The organism is Aggregicoccus sp. 17bor-14 (assembly GCF_009659535.1).
Lineage (GTDB): Bacteria > Myxococcota > Myxococcia > Myxococcales > Myxococcaceae > Aggregicoccus.
On the sequence record NZ_VJZZ01000007.1, the window covers coordinates 185,698 to 199,973 of the forward strand.

A 14,276-nucleotide genomic window follows, 5' to 3' on the forward strand; every position below is an offset into this window, starting at 1 on the left:
CCCTCCAACTTGCAGGATGCAGTTCATGCTCCTGCTCCTGCTTCCAGCCCTCGGCACGCTCACGCTCGGTGCCATCGATGCTCCCGTCACCGACGTCACCGTCTTCAGCGACCGCGCCCGGGTGGTGCGCACCGCCCGGGTGAGTCTCTCCGGCACGGAGCGCGTGGAGCTCCCGCTGCTGCGCGAGGGCGTGGACCCGGAGAGCATCCGGGTGGAGGCGGACGGCGCCGAGGTGCTGCGGGTGGACATCCGCCCGGTGAGCCGTGCCGCCTTCGCCGCAGACCCCGCGCGCAAGGTGCTGGCGGAGCTGGAGCGGCTGGACGATGCCCTGACGCGTGCCCGCGCAGAGAAGGACGCGTACGAGGCGCAGCTGAAGGCGGTGGCGGGGCTGCAGCCGCAGGCGCCCGAGAGCCCGGTGGACGCGCCGCCGCCGCGCCTCAACGCCACGGGCTGGTCGGCCGCGGTCAGCTTCGTGGTGGAGACCACCGAGCGGCTGCAGGCGCGCGTGCGCGAGGTGGAAGAGCACATCGCGCAGCTCGAGCAGGCCCGCGAGCGGCAGGCGGAGGAGGCCGCACGGCTGGGCAATCCGCAGCGCCAGGGCGGGCTCGCGGTGGTGCCCGTGCTGCGCGGCCACGGCGCCGCCACCTTGCGCCTGAGCTACGCCACGCCTCGCGCGCGCTGGTTCCCCGCCTACGAGCTGCGGCTGCTGCCCGAGGCGAACCGCGTGGAGGTGGCCTTCTCGGGCCTGGTGAGCCAGGAGAGCGGAGAGGACTGGACGAACGCCCAGCTCACCCTGAGCACCGCGCTGCCCTCGGGCGCCACCGCCGTGCCGCGGCTCTCCACCTGGAAGGTGGGGCAGAAGGAGCGCTTCATCCCCACGCCCGAGACGCGCGTGGAGCAGGTGCGCGCGCCCCCACCCGAGCTGCCCCCGCTCCGCGCACAGGTGGACGCGGACCTCCTGCTGCGCCGGCGCCTGCTGGCCCTGGTGGGCAAGGAGCCCGAGGACCTCTCCATCCCCGAGCCGGCACCGCCAGAGGAGCCCCACGACGCCTCCGGCCAGCGTGCCCCGCCTCCGTCCGCGCCACCGCCGCGGCCCACGCAGGGCATCGCCCCGGGGCAGGGACAGAGCTTCATCGTGGGCGTCGTGAGTGATGCCTCGACGAAGCAGCCGGCGGCCGACGTGGTCGTCACTGCCACCAGTCCCAACATCAGCGGCGAGCAGGTGGTGGTCACCGATGCCGACGGCCGCTACCGCATCCCGCAGCTGCCCCCGGGCAACTACAGCCTGCGCTTCGAGAAGGAGTCCTTCCAGCCGTACAGCCGCTCCGGCGTCCAGCTGCGCGCGGACCGCACCATCCGCGTGAACGTGGAGCTGCTGCCGGCGGGCCTGCAGGAGACGTTGGTGGTGCAGGGCACCGCGCCGAGCATCGACGTGGGCTCCACCTCCACGGGCGTCAACGTGGGCGCGGACTTCGTGCGCGGCGTCACGGTGACGCGCCCTTCGGGCAGTGGCGGCGCGGCGCGCTCGTTCGAGGGGCTCACCGGCTCCTCCTCGCAGAGCGAGGCGGTGCTCACCTCGGTGGGGCTCGCTCCGCCCGCGGGCTGGGTGCGGCCGCAGCTGGATGCGCGCCTGCCGGCGGAGAGCGCAGGGGGCCGCGACCTGGACTTCCGTGCGGCGCGCCCGGAGACGGTGCGCACCGGCGGCAGCCTGCGCCAGGTGCCGCTGTTCAGCGAGAGCTGGCCGGTGAAGGTGGAGCGCGAGTTGTACCCGGCGCTCGCGCAGGACGCCTTCCTCGTCGCCGAGCTGAAGAGCCCCGCGCGCCAGGTGCTACCCGGCGGCGACGCGCAGCTCTACGTGGGCGCGGACCCGGCCGGCAGCGCACGGCTGCAGGTGGTGGCGCCCGGTGAGCCCTTCACGCTGCCGCTCGGGCTCGACCGCGCGGTGCACCCGGCGCGCAACGTGCAGCAGGTCACGGCGGAGCGGGGCTTCATCGGCAAGGACGAGGTGACGGAGTACCTCACCACCATCGAAGTGGCGAACCCGTACCCCTTCGCGCTGCCCGTGCGCGTCCACGACCAGTGGCCCCTGAGCCGCAGCGAGGACGTGCAGGTGCGCCTGCTCAGCACCGAGCCCTATGCCGAGCAGGACGAGGTGAAGGGTGCGCTCACCTGGCGCCTCACCGTGCCCCCTTCCGGCAAGACCACCGTCTCCTTCCGCTACTCCGTGCGCCGCCCCAAGGGCTGGCGCCTGCACCAGCAACAGTGAGGACTCCCATGCGCTCCGTGTCCCCCTTCGTCGCCCTCGTCCTCTCCGCGCTCGCCGCTCCGGCGGGCGCCTCCCCCTCGCGCATCGCCTCCGTGCTCGTCTACCCGGACCGCGCGCAGGTGACGCGCACCGTGTCCCTGCCGTGCGAGGGCCGCCCCGTCGCCGTCTTCGAGGGGCTGCCACCCTCCGCGGACCGGCTCTCCCTGCGCGCGCGCGCCGAGGGCGCGCAGGTGGAGAGCCTCGTGTACGAGCAGCGCGCGAGCGACACCCGCTACGGCGCCGAGGCCGAGGCGCTGGAGCAGCGCCGGCAGGTGCTCACCCGCGAGCTCGCGGCGCTAGACGATGCGCAGGAGAGCGCCCAGGCGCGCTGGCAGCTGGGCGCGCGCTTCAACGCCGTGGCCGTGGAGCAGGTGCAGCGCGAGCTGGCCGCACCTCGCCCGGATGCGCGGGCGTGGACGGCCGCCCTCGAGTCTGCGCTGGGCGCGCAGCTGGAGGCGGCCGCACGGAAGGCAGCGACGCTGGCGCGCGAGCGCGAGCTGCGCGCCGAGGCGCAGGAGGTGGACGCGCGCCTCGCCGCGCTCGCCGCCGCCAGCGAGCGCGGAGAGCGCCGGGCCGAGGTGCGGCTCACCTGCACCGCGCAGGGGGAGGCCCGCGTGGAGCTGAGCTACCTGGTGGGCGGGGCCGGCTGGGAGCCCACCTACGAGGCGCGCAGCGACGAGGCCCACGGCGCGGTAGAGCTCACCACGCTGGCCACCGTGCGCCAGCGCACGGGCGAGGACTGGCGCGGCGCGAAGGTGACGCTCTCCACCGCCGTACCGCTGCAGAACGCCACCCCGCCCGAGCTGCGTTCGCTGCAGCTGCGCGCGAGCGAGCGCCCCGAGGAGCGCAAGGTGCTGGTGCGCCGCGACGAGTACCGCGAGCACGCCCGGGCGGGCAGCGGCGAGTCGGCCCTGGAGTCGGGCGCGCAGGACCTGCGGGCGAGCGCCCAGGGGCTCTCGGTGCAGCTCCAGGTTCCCGACGCCGCGGACGTGCCGGGCGACGGCACGGCGGTGCGCCTGCAGGTGGCCCGCACGCGCCTGAGGGCCACCTTCCACTTCCGCGCCGTGCCCAAGCTGCTGCCGGCGGTGTTCCGCGTGGCGCGCCTGACCAACGCCGCGCCCTTCCCGCTGCTGCCGGGCAGCGTGGAGCTGTTCCGCCCTTCGGGCTTCCTCGGCCGCCAGACGCTGGAGCGCGTGGCGCAGGGGGCGCCCTTCGAGCTCACCTTCGGCCAGGACGAGGGGCTGCGCGTGGAGCGCGCGGTGGTGGACGAGGTGCGGCGCACCCAGGGGCTCTTCGGCGGCCGCTACCGCTTCCGCTACGCCTACCGCTTCACGCTGGCCAACCACCACGCCGGCGCCGAGGACGTGGAGCTGGCTGAGCACCTGCCCGTCTCGGAGCTCGACGACGTGTCGGTGCGGCTGGAGGACACGACGAGCGCCGGCTACCAGCTCGACACGGGCGACGGCATCGCCACCTGGCGCGTGCGGCTCGCGCCGGGCGAGCGCCGCACGCTGGAGCTCGCCTTCCACGTGGACGTGCCGACCGAGTACGAGCTCGGCGACCTGTAGTTCCGGGCGGCGTGCGCGCGGCGCCTCAGGGCCGCGCGTACGGCGCCACGTTGCTCCGGATGCGCTTCCACTCCGCCTGGGTGAGCGGCAGCAGCGGGTAGATCCGGCCGTAGTAGTCCGCCAGGTCTCCGGTGAAGGGCCAGTCGGAGGCGGGCAGGAAGTGCGCGGGGCCGATCCGCCGGATGAGCGCGACGAGCGCGTCCCGGTCGCCGGGGGCAGTGTCCTTCGTCCAGACCCCCGCGAGGTCGAACCAGACGTTGCGAAAGCGCTTCGGCTCCGCCTCGATGGCGTCGGCGAACGCGCCCAGCGCCGCGAGGGTGGCCTTGTCGATGCCGCCCCAGCCGCCCGCGTGCGCAATCTGCACGGGCGTGCTCCCGGCAGCCGGCAGCACCTCGGTGAGGAAGCGCTGAACGTCCCGCGCGCCGTAGTCGCCCGCGCGCGTGCGCAGGTGGATCATGACCGCGAGCTTCGCCTCGGCGGCGGCGCGGAAGGTGGCAGCGAGCGCGGTCACGTCGGCATCGCGCCGCAGGTCCACCCCCGCGCTGGTGAGGTGCAGCTTGAGCCCCGTGACGGCAGGGTTGCCGCGCCAGCGCGCAATCTCCGGCAGCGCGGTCGGGGTGGTGGGGTCCACCGCGATGAAGGCGGAGAGGCGCTTCGGGTACCGGCGGGCCAGCGCCACGGTCCAGTCGTTCGCCGCCCGCAGCAGGGCCGCGCCATCGGGCCGCGCGGGGGAGATCATCGAGCTCTCGGCGAGGTAGCCCGTGGACATCACCAGCGCGCGCCGGATGCCGGCCCGGTCCAGCTGGGCGAGCAGGTCCTCGGGCGCGAGCGGCGCCGTGAACGCGGGATCGCACTTGCCGAAGCGGCGCACGCTCTCGCAGTAGTCCGGCAGGAAGGCGAGGATGGTCGGCGAGTGGACGTGGACGTGGTGGTCCACGCGCACGGGCTCGGTGCGAGCAGCGCCCGCGGCAGGGCTCGCAGCGGCGAGCGCCAGGGAGAGGCACAGCAGCCCCGTGATGCATTCGAAGCGTGCGCCAGGGCCTCTCGGGTCTCGTGCAGGTCGCATCGGGTGAGGTTGGCGAAATGCCGCGGCTTCGGCAAGGCGCCCCCTGTTCTCCTCAGCGGGGGCTACGGGCGCAGGTGGGCGAGCAGCCAGCGCGCCCGGTCCCCGGGGCCGTCGTCGCGGGGCGAGCACGCGCAGTTGCTCGCGGAGGCCCGGGGAGTCGACGGCCCGCGCCAGGGATGGAATCTCACGGAAGGGCAGCCAGAGGCGGAGGCCGACCGCGGCGAGGACGATTGCCCGCATCCTCTCCGCTTGGGCCTTCGTGCGGGGCGGCCGGCCGAGCCACCGCAACGCCTTGACGAGGATGTACCCGCTCCGGAAGAACTTCGGGCACGCCTCGACGAAGCCCAGGAGCTCGTCGAGGTTGCAGACCTCGCCGCGCCGGCAACGTTCGAGCTGGTCGAAGAAGCCCGGAGGCCATACCGCTTCGAAGGCCCGGTGGGAGCGGGCGGCCGCCTCCTCGTGTCCCGCCTCCCAGTGGGGGACGAGACTGCGCCGCGCGCGCTCCACCTCCTCGCCGAGGACTTTCCAGTTCCAGGCCATGCGTATCGCGTGGAGCGTAGGCCATTTCCAGCGGCCAGGCCCCGCGGCGGACGCGCGGTATCGCACCAACGTCGCGCTCCGGCTGCTCCTCTCCCCAGCAAGCCGCCCCAGCGTGCTGCGCTGGACGCACGGCTTGCACCCGCGCGGGCCGGTCGGCAGCGTTGGGGACCGCGTCTGGCCCGTTCGCCCAGGCTCCCGCTCCGCGACGTGCGCCCCGCCCACCGGAGCGCTGCCGCCGCACCGCAGCCTGGGCACCTCTGGGGGACCGGCGGGAGACGCCACACGTGTATCCCTCCTTCAACATCCTGGTGTCGTCGGCGGGGCGCCGCGTGGCGCTGCTGGACATCTTCCGGCGCACGCTGCGCGACCTGGGCCTGCGCGGCCAGGTGATGGCCTCGGACATGTCCCGCCGCAGCGCCGCATTCCACGCCGCGGACCGGGGCTTCGTGGTGCCGCGCTGCTCGAGCCCGGACTTCGTCCCCGCGCTGCTCGCGCTCTGTGAGCGCCAGGCCGTCCGCCTCCTGGTGCCCACCATCGACTCGGAGCTCGGGGTGCTCGCGGCGCAGCGCGCGCGCTTCGAGGCGGCCGGGGTGACGGTGGCGGTGTCCTCGCCAGAGGTGGTCGCCATCAGCGAGGACAAGCAGCGCACCCACGCGTGGCTGGTGCAGGAGGGGCTTCCCACCGTGCGGCAGGGCAGCGTGGAGGCGGTGCTCGCGCAGCCCGAGCAGTGGCGCTTCCCGGTAATCGTGAAGCCGCGGCGGGGCAGCTCCTCGGTGGGCGTGGTGCAGGTGGGGGACGCGCGGCAGCTGGCGGCGACGGGGCGGCGGGGCGACGACATCGTGCAGGCCGTGGCCCCGGGGCACGAGTACACCGTGGACTTCCTCGCGGACCGCGCGGGCCGCTGCCGCTGCACCGTGCCGCGCCGCCGGCTCGAGGTGCGCGGCGGGGAGGTGAGCAAGGGCATGACGGTACGCAGCGAGGTGCTCGAGGCGCTCGCCTGGCGCGTCTGCGAGCGACTGCCGGGCGCGTACGGCACGCTCAACGTGCAGCTGTTCCTCGACGAGGCCTCTGGCACGGTGAACGTCATCGAGATCAACGCACGCTTCGGCGGCGGCTTCCCGCTCGCGTGGGAGGCAGGCGCGCACCTGCCGCGGTGGATGATCGAAGAGGTGCTCGGGCTGCCGTCCACCGCCTCCCAGGGGGCGTGGCGCGACCGGCTGGTGATGCTGCGCTACGACAGCGCCGTCTTCGTCGACGAAGCCCGCGACGAAGCCCGCGACGAAGCCCCGGATGAAGCCCGCCGCGGCGCGGTCCACGACGCGCAGGCCGCGGGGCCCTGAGTGGTGCCTCCGCCGGCCAGCATCACCTTCGACGTGGACGACACGCTCTATCTGGAGCGCGACTACGCGCGCAGCGGCTTTCGCGCGGCCGGAGCGTGGGCCGAGCGTGCGCTCGGGCTGGGGCTGCTCGCCGAGCGTGCCTGGGCGGCCTTCGAGGCCGGCGTGCGGGGCAGGGTCTTCGACGTCGCGCTGCGCGACTGCGGGTGCACTCCCACGCCGGCGCTGGTGCAGCAGTTGGTGGAGGTGTACCGCGCGCACGTGCCCGACATCGCGCTGCTGCCGGATGCACACGCGCTGCTCCCGCGGCTGCACCCGCGGGCGGCGCTCGCCTGCGTGACGGATGGCCCCCTGCGCAGCCAGCAGGCCAAGGCGCAGGCGCTGCAGCTCGCGCGCTGGCTCTCTCCGCTCGTGCTCACCGCGCAGTGGGGCCCGGGCTTCGAGAAGCCGCACCCGCGCGCGTTCGCGCTCGTGGAGGAGGCGCACGGGGTGCGTGCGGAGTCCTGCGTGTACGTGGCGGACAACCCGGCGAAGGACTTCGTCGCGCCGCACGCGCGCGGCTGGAGGACGGTGCGGCTGCGGCGGGCGGGAGGCCTGCACGCTGCGCGTGCGAGCGGCGCGGACGTGGACCACGAGCTCCCGGACCTCGAGGGTCTGCCCGGCCTGCTCGGGCTGCAGCTCGGCTGAGCCCGGAGCGGCGGGGACTTGCACGAGCGAACGCCGCGCCGCCCGCTGGCTGCACCGGGGGACAGCACCCGCGCGGCCCCACCCGTGCCACGGCGTGCCCCATGCCCGCGCCATCCCTGCGCATCGCCTACGTGAGCCTGCACGACCCGGGCAACCTGCGGGCCTTCTCCGGCATCGCGCACTACGCCTTCGAGGCCCTGAAGGCGCACGTAGGCCGCACCACTGCGCTGACCCCGCCGCCGCTGCCGAGCGCCCTGGTGGCGCGCGCGGGGGGCGCGGCCGCGTACCTCTTCGAGGGCTGGCGCGCGCTGCGGCCCGAGGACTTCGACGTGGCCTTCGTGCTCCAGGCGCCGGTGGTGGGCGCGTTCATCCCCCGGCGCATCCCGGTGGTCTTCAGCACCGACAACACCTGGGCCGCCTACGAGGGCTACTACCCGCAGGTGTACCGCCGCGGCTGGCAGCGCGCGGTGCGCTACGGCGTGGACCGGCGCGCGCTGCGGCGCGCGGACCTGCTCCTGCTCTCTTCGGACTGGGCCGCGGGCTCCGCCGCGCGCGACTACGGCGTGCCGGCCGAGCGCATCGAGGTGCTGCCCTACGGTGCGAACCTGGCCGTGACGCCCGCGCCGCGCGCGTCCTCCGCGTGGGCGCTCGAGCGCGAGGTGCAGCTGCTGCTGCTCGGCGTGAGCTGGGAGCGCAAGGGGGGCGCGCTCGCGCTCGAGGCCGTCACCTGGCTCAACCAGCAGGGCGTGGCCGCGCACCTCACCGTGTGCGGCTGCACGCCGCCCGCGGGCACGCGGCTGCCCCCGTGCGTGACGCTGCTGCCCTTCCTGGACAAGGGCGCGCCCGCAGATGCCGAGCGCCTGCACCAGCTGATGCTGCGCTCGCACTTCCTGCTGCTGCCCACGCGTGCGGAGTGCATGGGGCTGGTGTTCTGCGAGGCCGGCGCGTACGGCCTGCCGGTCATCACCACGCACACGGGCGGCGTCCCCTCGGTGGTGGAGGAGGGGGTCAACGGACACACGCTGCCGCTCGAGGCGACGGGGGAGGACTTCGGCCGCGCCGTGGCCGGGGCGTGGCAGGACCGCGAGGCCTACGTGCGCTTCTCGCGCCGGGCGCGCGAGCGCTTCGAGGCACGGCTCAACTGGGCGGCCTGGGGCCGGGGCGTGCAGCAGGCGCTGCAGCGCCACTTCCCGCAGCTCGCCCGCGGCGAGGCCCGCGCCTAGAGCGTCCCCGCGCGCAGCTCGCCCACCAGGTGCGCGCAGGCGCGCACCGTGAGCGCCATCATCGTGAGGGTGGGGTTGGGCACGCCGCTGGACGGGAAGCAGGCCCCGTCGGTCACGAGGAGGTTGGGCACGTCCCACAGCTGGTTGAAGGGGTTGAGCACGGCCGTGTCCGGGTCGCGGCCCATGCGGGCGGTGCCCACCTCGTGCAGGGCGCTGCCGGGCGGGGGCAGGGCGCCGCTCGGCTCCGCCACCTCGTAGCCTGCCGCCTGCAGCATCTCCACGCAGCTGCTCACGGCGTCCGCCGCCATGCGCCGCTCGTTGTCCGAGTGGGCGCAGGCGATGTGCACCGCGGGGATGCCCCAGCGGTCCTTCACCCGCGGGTCCAGGGTGACGCGGTTGTCCGGGCGCGGGAGCATCTCGCCGAAGGGCAGCATGTTGCAGACGTCCTTCCCCGCGGTGAGCACCTGCACGCCGTAGCCGCGCGCGAACGCCTCCGTGTGGGCCCCCACGTTGCGGAACTGCGGCACGTAGCACCAGGAGGCTGGCGGCCTGCTGCGGGTGCACGGGTCGCAGCGCGCCGCGATGTACGGCGGCACGATGTGGTCCATCAGGTTGCGGCCGAGCTGGCCCGAGCGCGCGCCCAGGCCGCCGGAGAGCAGCAGCAGGCGCGTGGACTCGATGGTGCCCGCCGCGAGCACCACCACGCGCGCATGCACCTCGCGCGCGTGCCCCGTGCGCGCATCCACGTAGGCCACGCCTTTTGCCCGCGCGCTCGCCGGATCGTGGAGCACGTGGCTCGCCACCGCGTGGGTGAGGAGCGTGAGCCGCCCGGTGCGCAGCGCGGCGGGCACCGTGACGGGGACGCGCGCGGTGCGCCGCACCACCACGTGACGCCCGGGCCAGCGCGCCTCCACGCTCGCCTTGAGGCGCCTCTCCGCGGCGCTCGGCGGCACGGGCGCGACGCACTCCGAGTCGGGCAGCCCGGGCAGCCCGTCCGCGTTGCCGCGCAGCCCCATCCAGCGCTCCACGCGCGCGTAGAAGGGCGCGAGCTCGCGCAAGGAGAGCGGCCACTCGGGGCTCAAGCCGTCCACGCGCCCTGCGTGGAAGTCCGCGTCCGACATCCGGTAGAACTGCCGCCCGTGCCCGTGCACCGCGGTGCGCCCGCCCACCCGCCGCGCGCGCAGCCAGGTGAAGGGCATGTCCTCGGGCGTGGTGTAGGGGTTGTCCACGTCGTCCACGAAGGCGTGGGGGTGGGCGCGCCACGCCACGGTGCGCGACTGGATGGGCTGGCGCGCCTGCGAGGGGATGGGCAGCCCGAGGCGCAGCCGCACCTGCTGCAGCGCGAGCAGCACCGGGTCCGCGCGCGTGCTCCCGCCCGCCTCGAGCAGCGCCACCCGGAGCCCCGCCTCGGTCAGCTCCTTGGCGGCCCAGCCGCCGCACGCGCCCGCGCCCACCACCACCGCGTCGAAGGTCGCCGCCATCGTGGCCCGCTCCGCCCGCGCCGCGGCCCCTCGCGCCCGGGCGCGCACGCCCGCACCGTGGGCGCCCGGGCCCCGCGCCGCCCATCGGACTGCGGGGCAAGGCTTGGGCCTACGCCCACTGCACGCCGTGTCCCGCCTCCACCTCGGCCACGCTGAGGCGCGCGCCCTCCTGGCGCGAGCCGCCGCGGAAGGGGTGGCGCGCGATGAAGAGCGGCGTGTCCAGGTCCACGTAGCTGAAGCCGCCCAGCCCCGCGGCGAGGTGCGCCGAGAGGCTCGCCGCGAGGATGCTCTCGAGCATCGCGCCCACCATCAGCTCGAGCCCCGCGGTGCGCGCGAGCGACCAGATGTGCAGCGCCTCCGCCACCCCGTACTTCATCGCCTTGATGTTGACGGCGCTCGCGGCGCCCGCGCGCACCAGCCGCAGCACGTCCGCGGCCGAGCGGGCGGACTCGTCCGCGCAGATGGGCATCGGGGCCTCGCGGGTGAGCGCCGCCATGCCCTCGAGGTCCGAGGGGTGCACCGGCTGCTCGAAGAGCGCGAGCCCCACGCCCTCCCGCGCCACGCCCTTCAGGAAGGCGCGCGCCTGGGCGAGGCTGTAGCCGCCGTTCGCATCCACGAAGAGCCGCGCGTGCGGCGCGGCAGCGCGGATGGCGACGAGGCGCTCGAGGTCCCCCTCGGGCTCGAGCGCGCCCACCTTCACCTTCAGGGTGTGGATGCCGCGCGCGAGGATGGCGCGCGTGGAGGCTAGCGCGTGCGCCACGTCCCCCGCGGTCACCGTCATGTCCGTCTCCAGCGCAGTGCCGGCCCCGCCGAAGAACACCCACAGGGGCGTGCGGTAGTGGCGGGCGAGCGCGTCCAGCAGCGCCGTCTCCAGCGCGCAGCGCGCCGAGGGCGCCTCGGGGAGCGCCTGCGCGAGCTGCGCGCACAGGGGGCGCCAGCCGCGCGCGTCCGCCCCGAGCCACTGCGCGCTCCCGCGCTCCAATGCGGCCCGCGTGCTCGCGGCCGTCTCCCCGGTCACCGCGGTGAAGGGCGCCGCCTCGCCGAGACCCACCGTCCCGTCGGCGAGCTGCAGGCGCACGAGCAGGTTGTCCGCCACGTCCGGTGCGCCGCCGGCGATGGCGAAGGGCTCGGTGAGGGGCAGGGTGAGGGACTCGAGAGAGATGGCGGTCACGCGCGTGGGCGTCATGGCCCACAGGGTAGGGGAGGGCGCACGGACGGGCGAGCGCGGCGCGGCCGCGTTAGGTTGCCCGCTCTCCCCCCGTGAGGCTCCATGGACGCCGCCGCCTACACCCGCCGCATCGGTTACGAAGGTCCGCTGGAGCCCACGCTCGAGGTGCTCACCGGGCTCTGCGCGGCGCACATCCGGACGGTGCCCTTCGAGAACCTCGCCATCCACGAGGGCGCCCGCATCTCGCTCGAGCCCGAGGCCCTGTTCCACAAGGTGGTGCTGCGGCGGCGGGGCGGGTACTGCTTCGAGCTCAACGGCCTCTTCTCCGCGCTGCTGAAGGCGCTGGGCTTCCAGGTGGAGCACCTGCTCGGCCGCGTGTGGTTCAGCAATCCCACCGCCCCCGTCCCCACCCACCAGGTGAGCCGCGTTGCCCTGGGCGGCGAGCGCTACCTGGTGGACGTGGGCTTCGGGGCGCGGGTGCTGCGCGCCCCCTTGCCCTGGAGGCTGGATGCGCCGGTGGCGCAAGGGCCGGACACCTTCCGGCTCGTGCGCACGGACAACGACGAGGTGATGCTCCAGTCCCACGAGCCCGAGGGCTGGCGCAACCTGTACAGCCTGCTGCCCTGCACCGTGCGGCCCCAGGACTACGTGCCCGCCAACCACTACACCTCGACCCATCCCGCCTCGAGCTTCGTGCTCAACGCGGTGGCGGCGCTCACCACCCCCGAGGGGCGCATCACCTTCCGCAACCGCGAGCTGCGGCGCACGACGGCAGCGGGCACCGAGGTGCGCGAGCTGGCCCACCCCGCGGAGCTGGCAGCGCTGCTGGCCTCAGAGTTCGGGCTCGAGGACTGGACGGACCGCGCCGCCCTGGAGCGCTTCCTCTTTCCGGGTCCGGGCTCAGGGCGGTGACACGACGCCCGCATTGCCGCCGCCGCGCCGCACGGGCTCGGCGGCGGCGGTGAGGGTGCCGTCCGCGTTGAAGACGACGGCCGTCACCGCGCCGAGCCCCAGCGGAGGCTCGGTGGGCACGAGCCGGTGCCCGCGTGCGATGAGGGCCGCCGCCTCGGGCAGCGCGAGGAACCCGGGCTCCGCCTCGGCGCGGCCGCTGGGCAGGTTGCGCTGGGTGACGCGCGGAGCGGCCACGGCATCCTCCAGAGACATGCCGCGGTCGAGCGCGCGCACCAGCACCAGCGCCACGGTGGTGATGATGGTGGCGCCGCCAGGGCTGCCCAGGGTGAGCACGGGCCGGCCGTCCTTCAGCACCAGGGTGGGGCTCATGCTGCTGCGCGGCCGCTTGAGGGGCTCGCCCACGTTGGCGAGGGGCATGTCGGCCGAGGGCGGCACGTCGAAGTTCGTCAGCTCGTTGTTGAGGAGGAAGCCGCGGCCGGGCACCACCATGCCGTTGCCGCCCTCCTGCTCCAGGCTGCAGCTGTAGGCCGCGACGTTGCCGTCCGCGTCCACCACGGTGATGTGCGTGGTGCTGCCCTCGTCGGCCAGCTCGGTGCCGTCCGCGGGAGGTGGCGGGGGCGGCACGGGAGCGGGGGGCATGCCCGGGTTGCCCTCGAAGGGGTAGGGGTTGCCGGGGAGTGCTGCGCCCACCGAGGCGCCTGGCTCGCTCATCTCGCCGCGGCGCAGCTCCGCGTAGCCCGCGGACAGGAGCCCGCTCACGGGCACGTCGAAGAAGGCCGGGTCGGCGACGTACGCATCGCGGTCCGCGTAGGTCAGGCGCGAGGCCTCGAGGAAGCGGTGGTAGAGCTCCTCGTCGGAGAGCGCGCCGAGGTCCGAGCCCTCGAGCAGGTGCAGCAGCAGCCCCACCGCGAGGCCGCCGCCGCTGGGCGGCCCTGCGCCGCGCAGCGTGTAGCCGCGGTACGTCGTCTCGAGCGCGGGCCGCACGTTCGCGGAGTAGGCGGCGAGGTCCGCCTCCGTCATCACGCCCGCGCGCACGGGCTGCGTGACGCCCGACGCGAGCGGAGGGTGGACGAGCGTGTCCACGATCTCGCCGGCGAGCTCCCCGCGGTAGAAGGCGTCCGCGCCGCGCTCGGCCAGCAGGCGGTAGGTGCGCGCGAGGTCCGGGTTGCGCAAGTGCGTGCCCACCGGCAGCGGCTCGCCGGTGGGGGTGAGCAGCAGCGCGCGCGAGGGCGCGAAGAGCTGCAGGCGCGCGAGCCCCTTCGTGGTCTGGTCGACGAAGCCCTGGTCGACGTCGAAGCCCTCCTCGGCGACCCGGATGGCGGGCTGGAGCAGCTCGCCGAGCGTCCGCGTGCCGAAGCGACGCAGCGCGAGGTCCCAGCCGGCCACGAGCCCGGGCACGCCCGTGGAGACGCCGCTGGCCACGCGCTGCTCGAAGGGCAGGGGCCTGCCGTCGTCCGCGTAGAAGAGCTCGCGCCGGAAGGCCGCTGGCGCGGGCTCGCGGTGCTCGATCACGCGCGTGCTGCCGTCCGCCGCGAGGTGCACGAGCATGAAGCCCCCGCCGCCGACGCCGCAGGACTGCAGGTCGGTGACGCCCAGCACCGCCGAGGCCGCCACGGCCGCGTCCACCGCGTTGCCGCCGTCGCGCAGCACGTCCAGTGCGGCGCGCGTGGCGCGCGGGTCGATGGTGGACGCCGCGCCGCCGCGGCCCGTGGCGCTGGGGACCGGGCGCAGCGAGTCCTCGCCGCCGCAGCCGCCGCAGCCCGCGCTCGCGGCCAGCGTCAGCAGGACGAGTGCCGCGGCCATCCGCCTCGGCGTGCACCGCGCGCTCTGCATGGCCCCCACTCCCCGCCGGCGCGGCGCCCGTGGACACTCGCGCATCCGGGAAGGGTGCGAGGCGGGGCGCACCGGCGGGAGCGGGCGGCGAGGGCAGGGGGAGTGTCCGGTGCGCGGCGCCTGGGGTCAGGCCTCCTCTCCAGGCAGGCACTCGCG

The 14,276-nt window shown here is 75.2% G+C and carries 10 protein-coding genes; 6 read left to right on the forward strand and 4 right to left on the reverse strand.

What is annotated here, in order from left to right; genetic code table 11:
- The first annotated feature begins 25 nt into the window (after nucleotides 1–25).
- Together FGE12_RS15285 and FGE12_RS15290 are read left to right on the forward strand one after the other, a co-directional pair.
- A complete protein-coding gene (locus FGE12_RS15285) occupies nucleotides 26–2,266 on the forward strand; it encodes a mucoidy inhibitor MuiA family protein (protein ID WP_153867201.1) in 2,241 nt (746 codons plus the stop codon).
- A gap of 8 nt (nucleotides 2,267–2,274) precedes the next feature.
- Nucleotides 2,275–3,873, forward strand: coding sequence for a mucoidy inhibitor MuiA family protein (locus FGE12_RS15290; RefSeq protein ID WP_153867202.1), 1,599 nt, complete (start codon nucleotides 2,275–2,277; stop codon nucleotides 3,871–3,873).
- A 25-nt stretch (nucleotides 3,874–3,898) separates the two neighbouring features.
- Here FGE12_RS15290 and FGE12_RS15295 read toward each other — a convergent pair whose 3' ends face one another.
- Nucleotides 3,899–4,810: an amidohydrolase family protein gene (locus tag FGE12_RS15295; protein ID WP_370458995.1), complete on the reverse strand. Its 912-nt coding sequence runs from the start codon at nucleotides 4,808–4,810 to the stop codon at nucleotides 3,899–3,901.
- Nucleotides 4,811–5,763: 953 nt separating this feature from the next.
- On the opposite strand from FGE12_RS15295, the gene FGE12_RS15300 reads away from it, so the two are divergent.
- From FGE12_RS15300 to FGE12_RS15310, 3 genes are all read left to right on the forward strand, one after another.
- On the forward strand, nucleotides 5,764–6,819 hold the full coding sequence (locus FGE12_RS15300) for an ATP-grasp domain-containing protein (RefSeq protein WP_153867204.1): 1,056 nt from the start codon (nucleotides 5,764–5,766) through the stop codon (nucleotides 6,817–6,819).
- Nucleotides 6,820–7,503: an HAD family hydrolase gene (locus tag FGE12_RS15305; RefSeq protein WP_153867205.1), complete on the forward strand. Its 684-nt coding sequence runs from the start codon at nucleotides 6,820–6,822 to the stop codon at nucleotides 7,501–7,503.
- Between the two features lie 101 nt (nucleotides 7,504–7,604).
- On the forward strand, nucleotides 7,605–8,726 hold the full coding sequence (locus tag FGE12_RS15310) for a glycosyltransferase family 4 protein (RefSeq protein ID WP_153867206.1): 1,122 nt from the start codon (nucleotides 7,605–7,607) through the stop codon (nucleotides 8,724–8,726).
- Here FGE12_RS15310 and FGE12_RS15315 read toward each other — a convergent pair.
- Together FGE12_RS15315 and FGE12_RS15320 are read right to left on the reverse strand one after the other, a co-directional pair.
- Nucleotides 8,723–10,207, reverse strand: coding sequence for a GMC oxidoreductase (locus FGE12_RS15315; RefSeq protein ID WP_153867207.1), 1,485 nt, complete (start codon nucleotides 10,205–10,207; stop codon nucleotides 8,723–8,725). The genes FGE12_RS15310 and FGE12_RS15315 overlap by 4 nt on opposite strands.
- A 109-nt stretch (nucleotides 10,208–10,316) precedes the next feature.
- Entirely contained in the window at nucleotides 10,317–11,378 is a 1,062-nt protein-coding gene (locus tag FGE12_RS15320; RefSeq protein WP_370458996.1) for a dipeptide epimerase, read from the reverse strand.
- A 99-nt stretch (nucleotides 11,379–11,477) separates the two neighbouring features.
- Here FGE12_RS15320 and FGE12_RS15325 point away from each other — a divergent pair, with 99 nt between their 5' ends.
- The gene (locus FGE12_RS15325; protein WP_153867209.1) at nucleotides 11,478–12,287 is read left to right on the forward strand and encodes an arylamine N-acetyltransferase; all 810 of its coding nucleotides are present in this window, start codon (nucleotides 11,478–11,480) and stop codon (nucleotides 12,285–12,287) included.
- Here FGE12_RS15325 and ggt read toward each other — a convergent pair.
- Complete coding sequence (gene ggt / locus FGE12_RS15330) at nucleotides 12,276–14,090, reverse strand: gamma-glutamyltransferase (RefSeq protein WP_228530811.1); 1,815 nt, start codon at nucleotides 14,088–14,090, stop codon at nucleotides 12,276–12,278. The genes FGE12_RS15325 and ggt overlap by 12 nt on opposite strands.
- Between the last annotated feature and the right edge of the window lie 186 nt (nucleotides 14,091–14,276).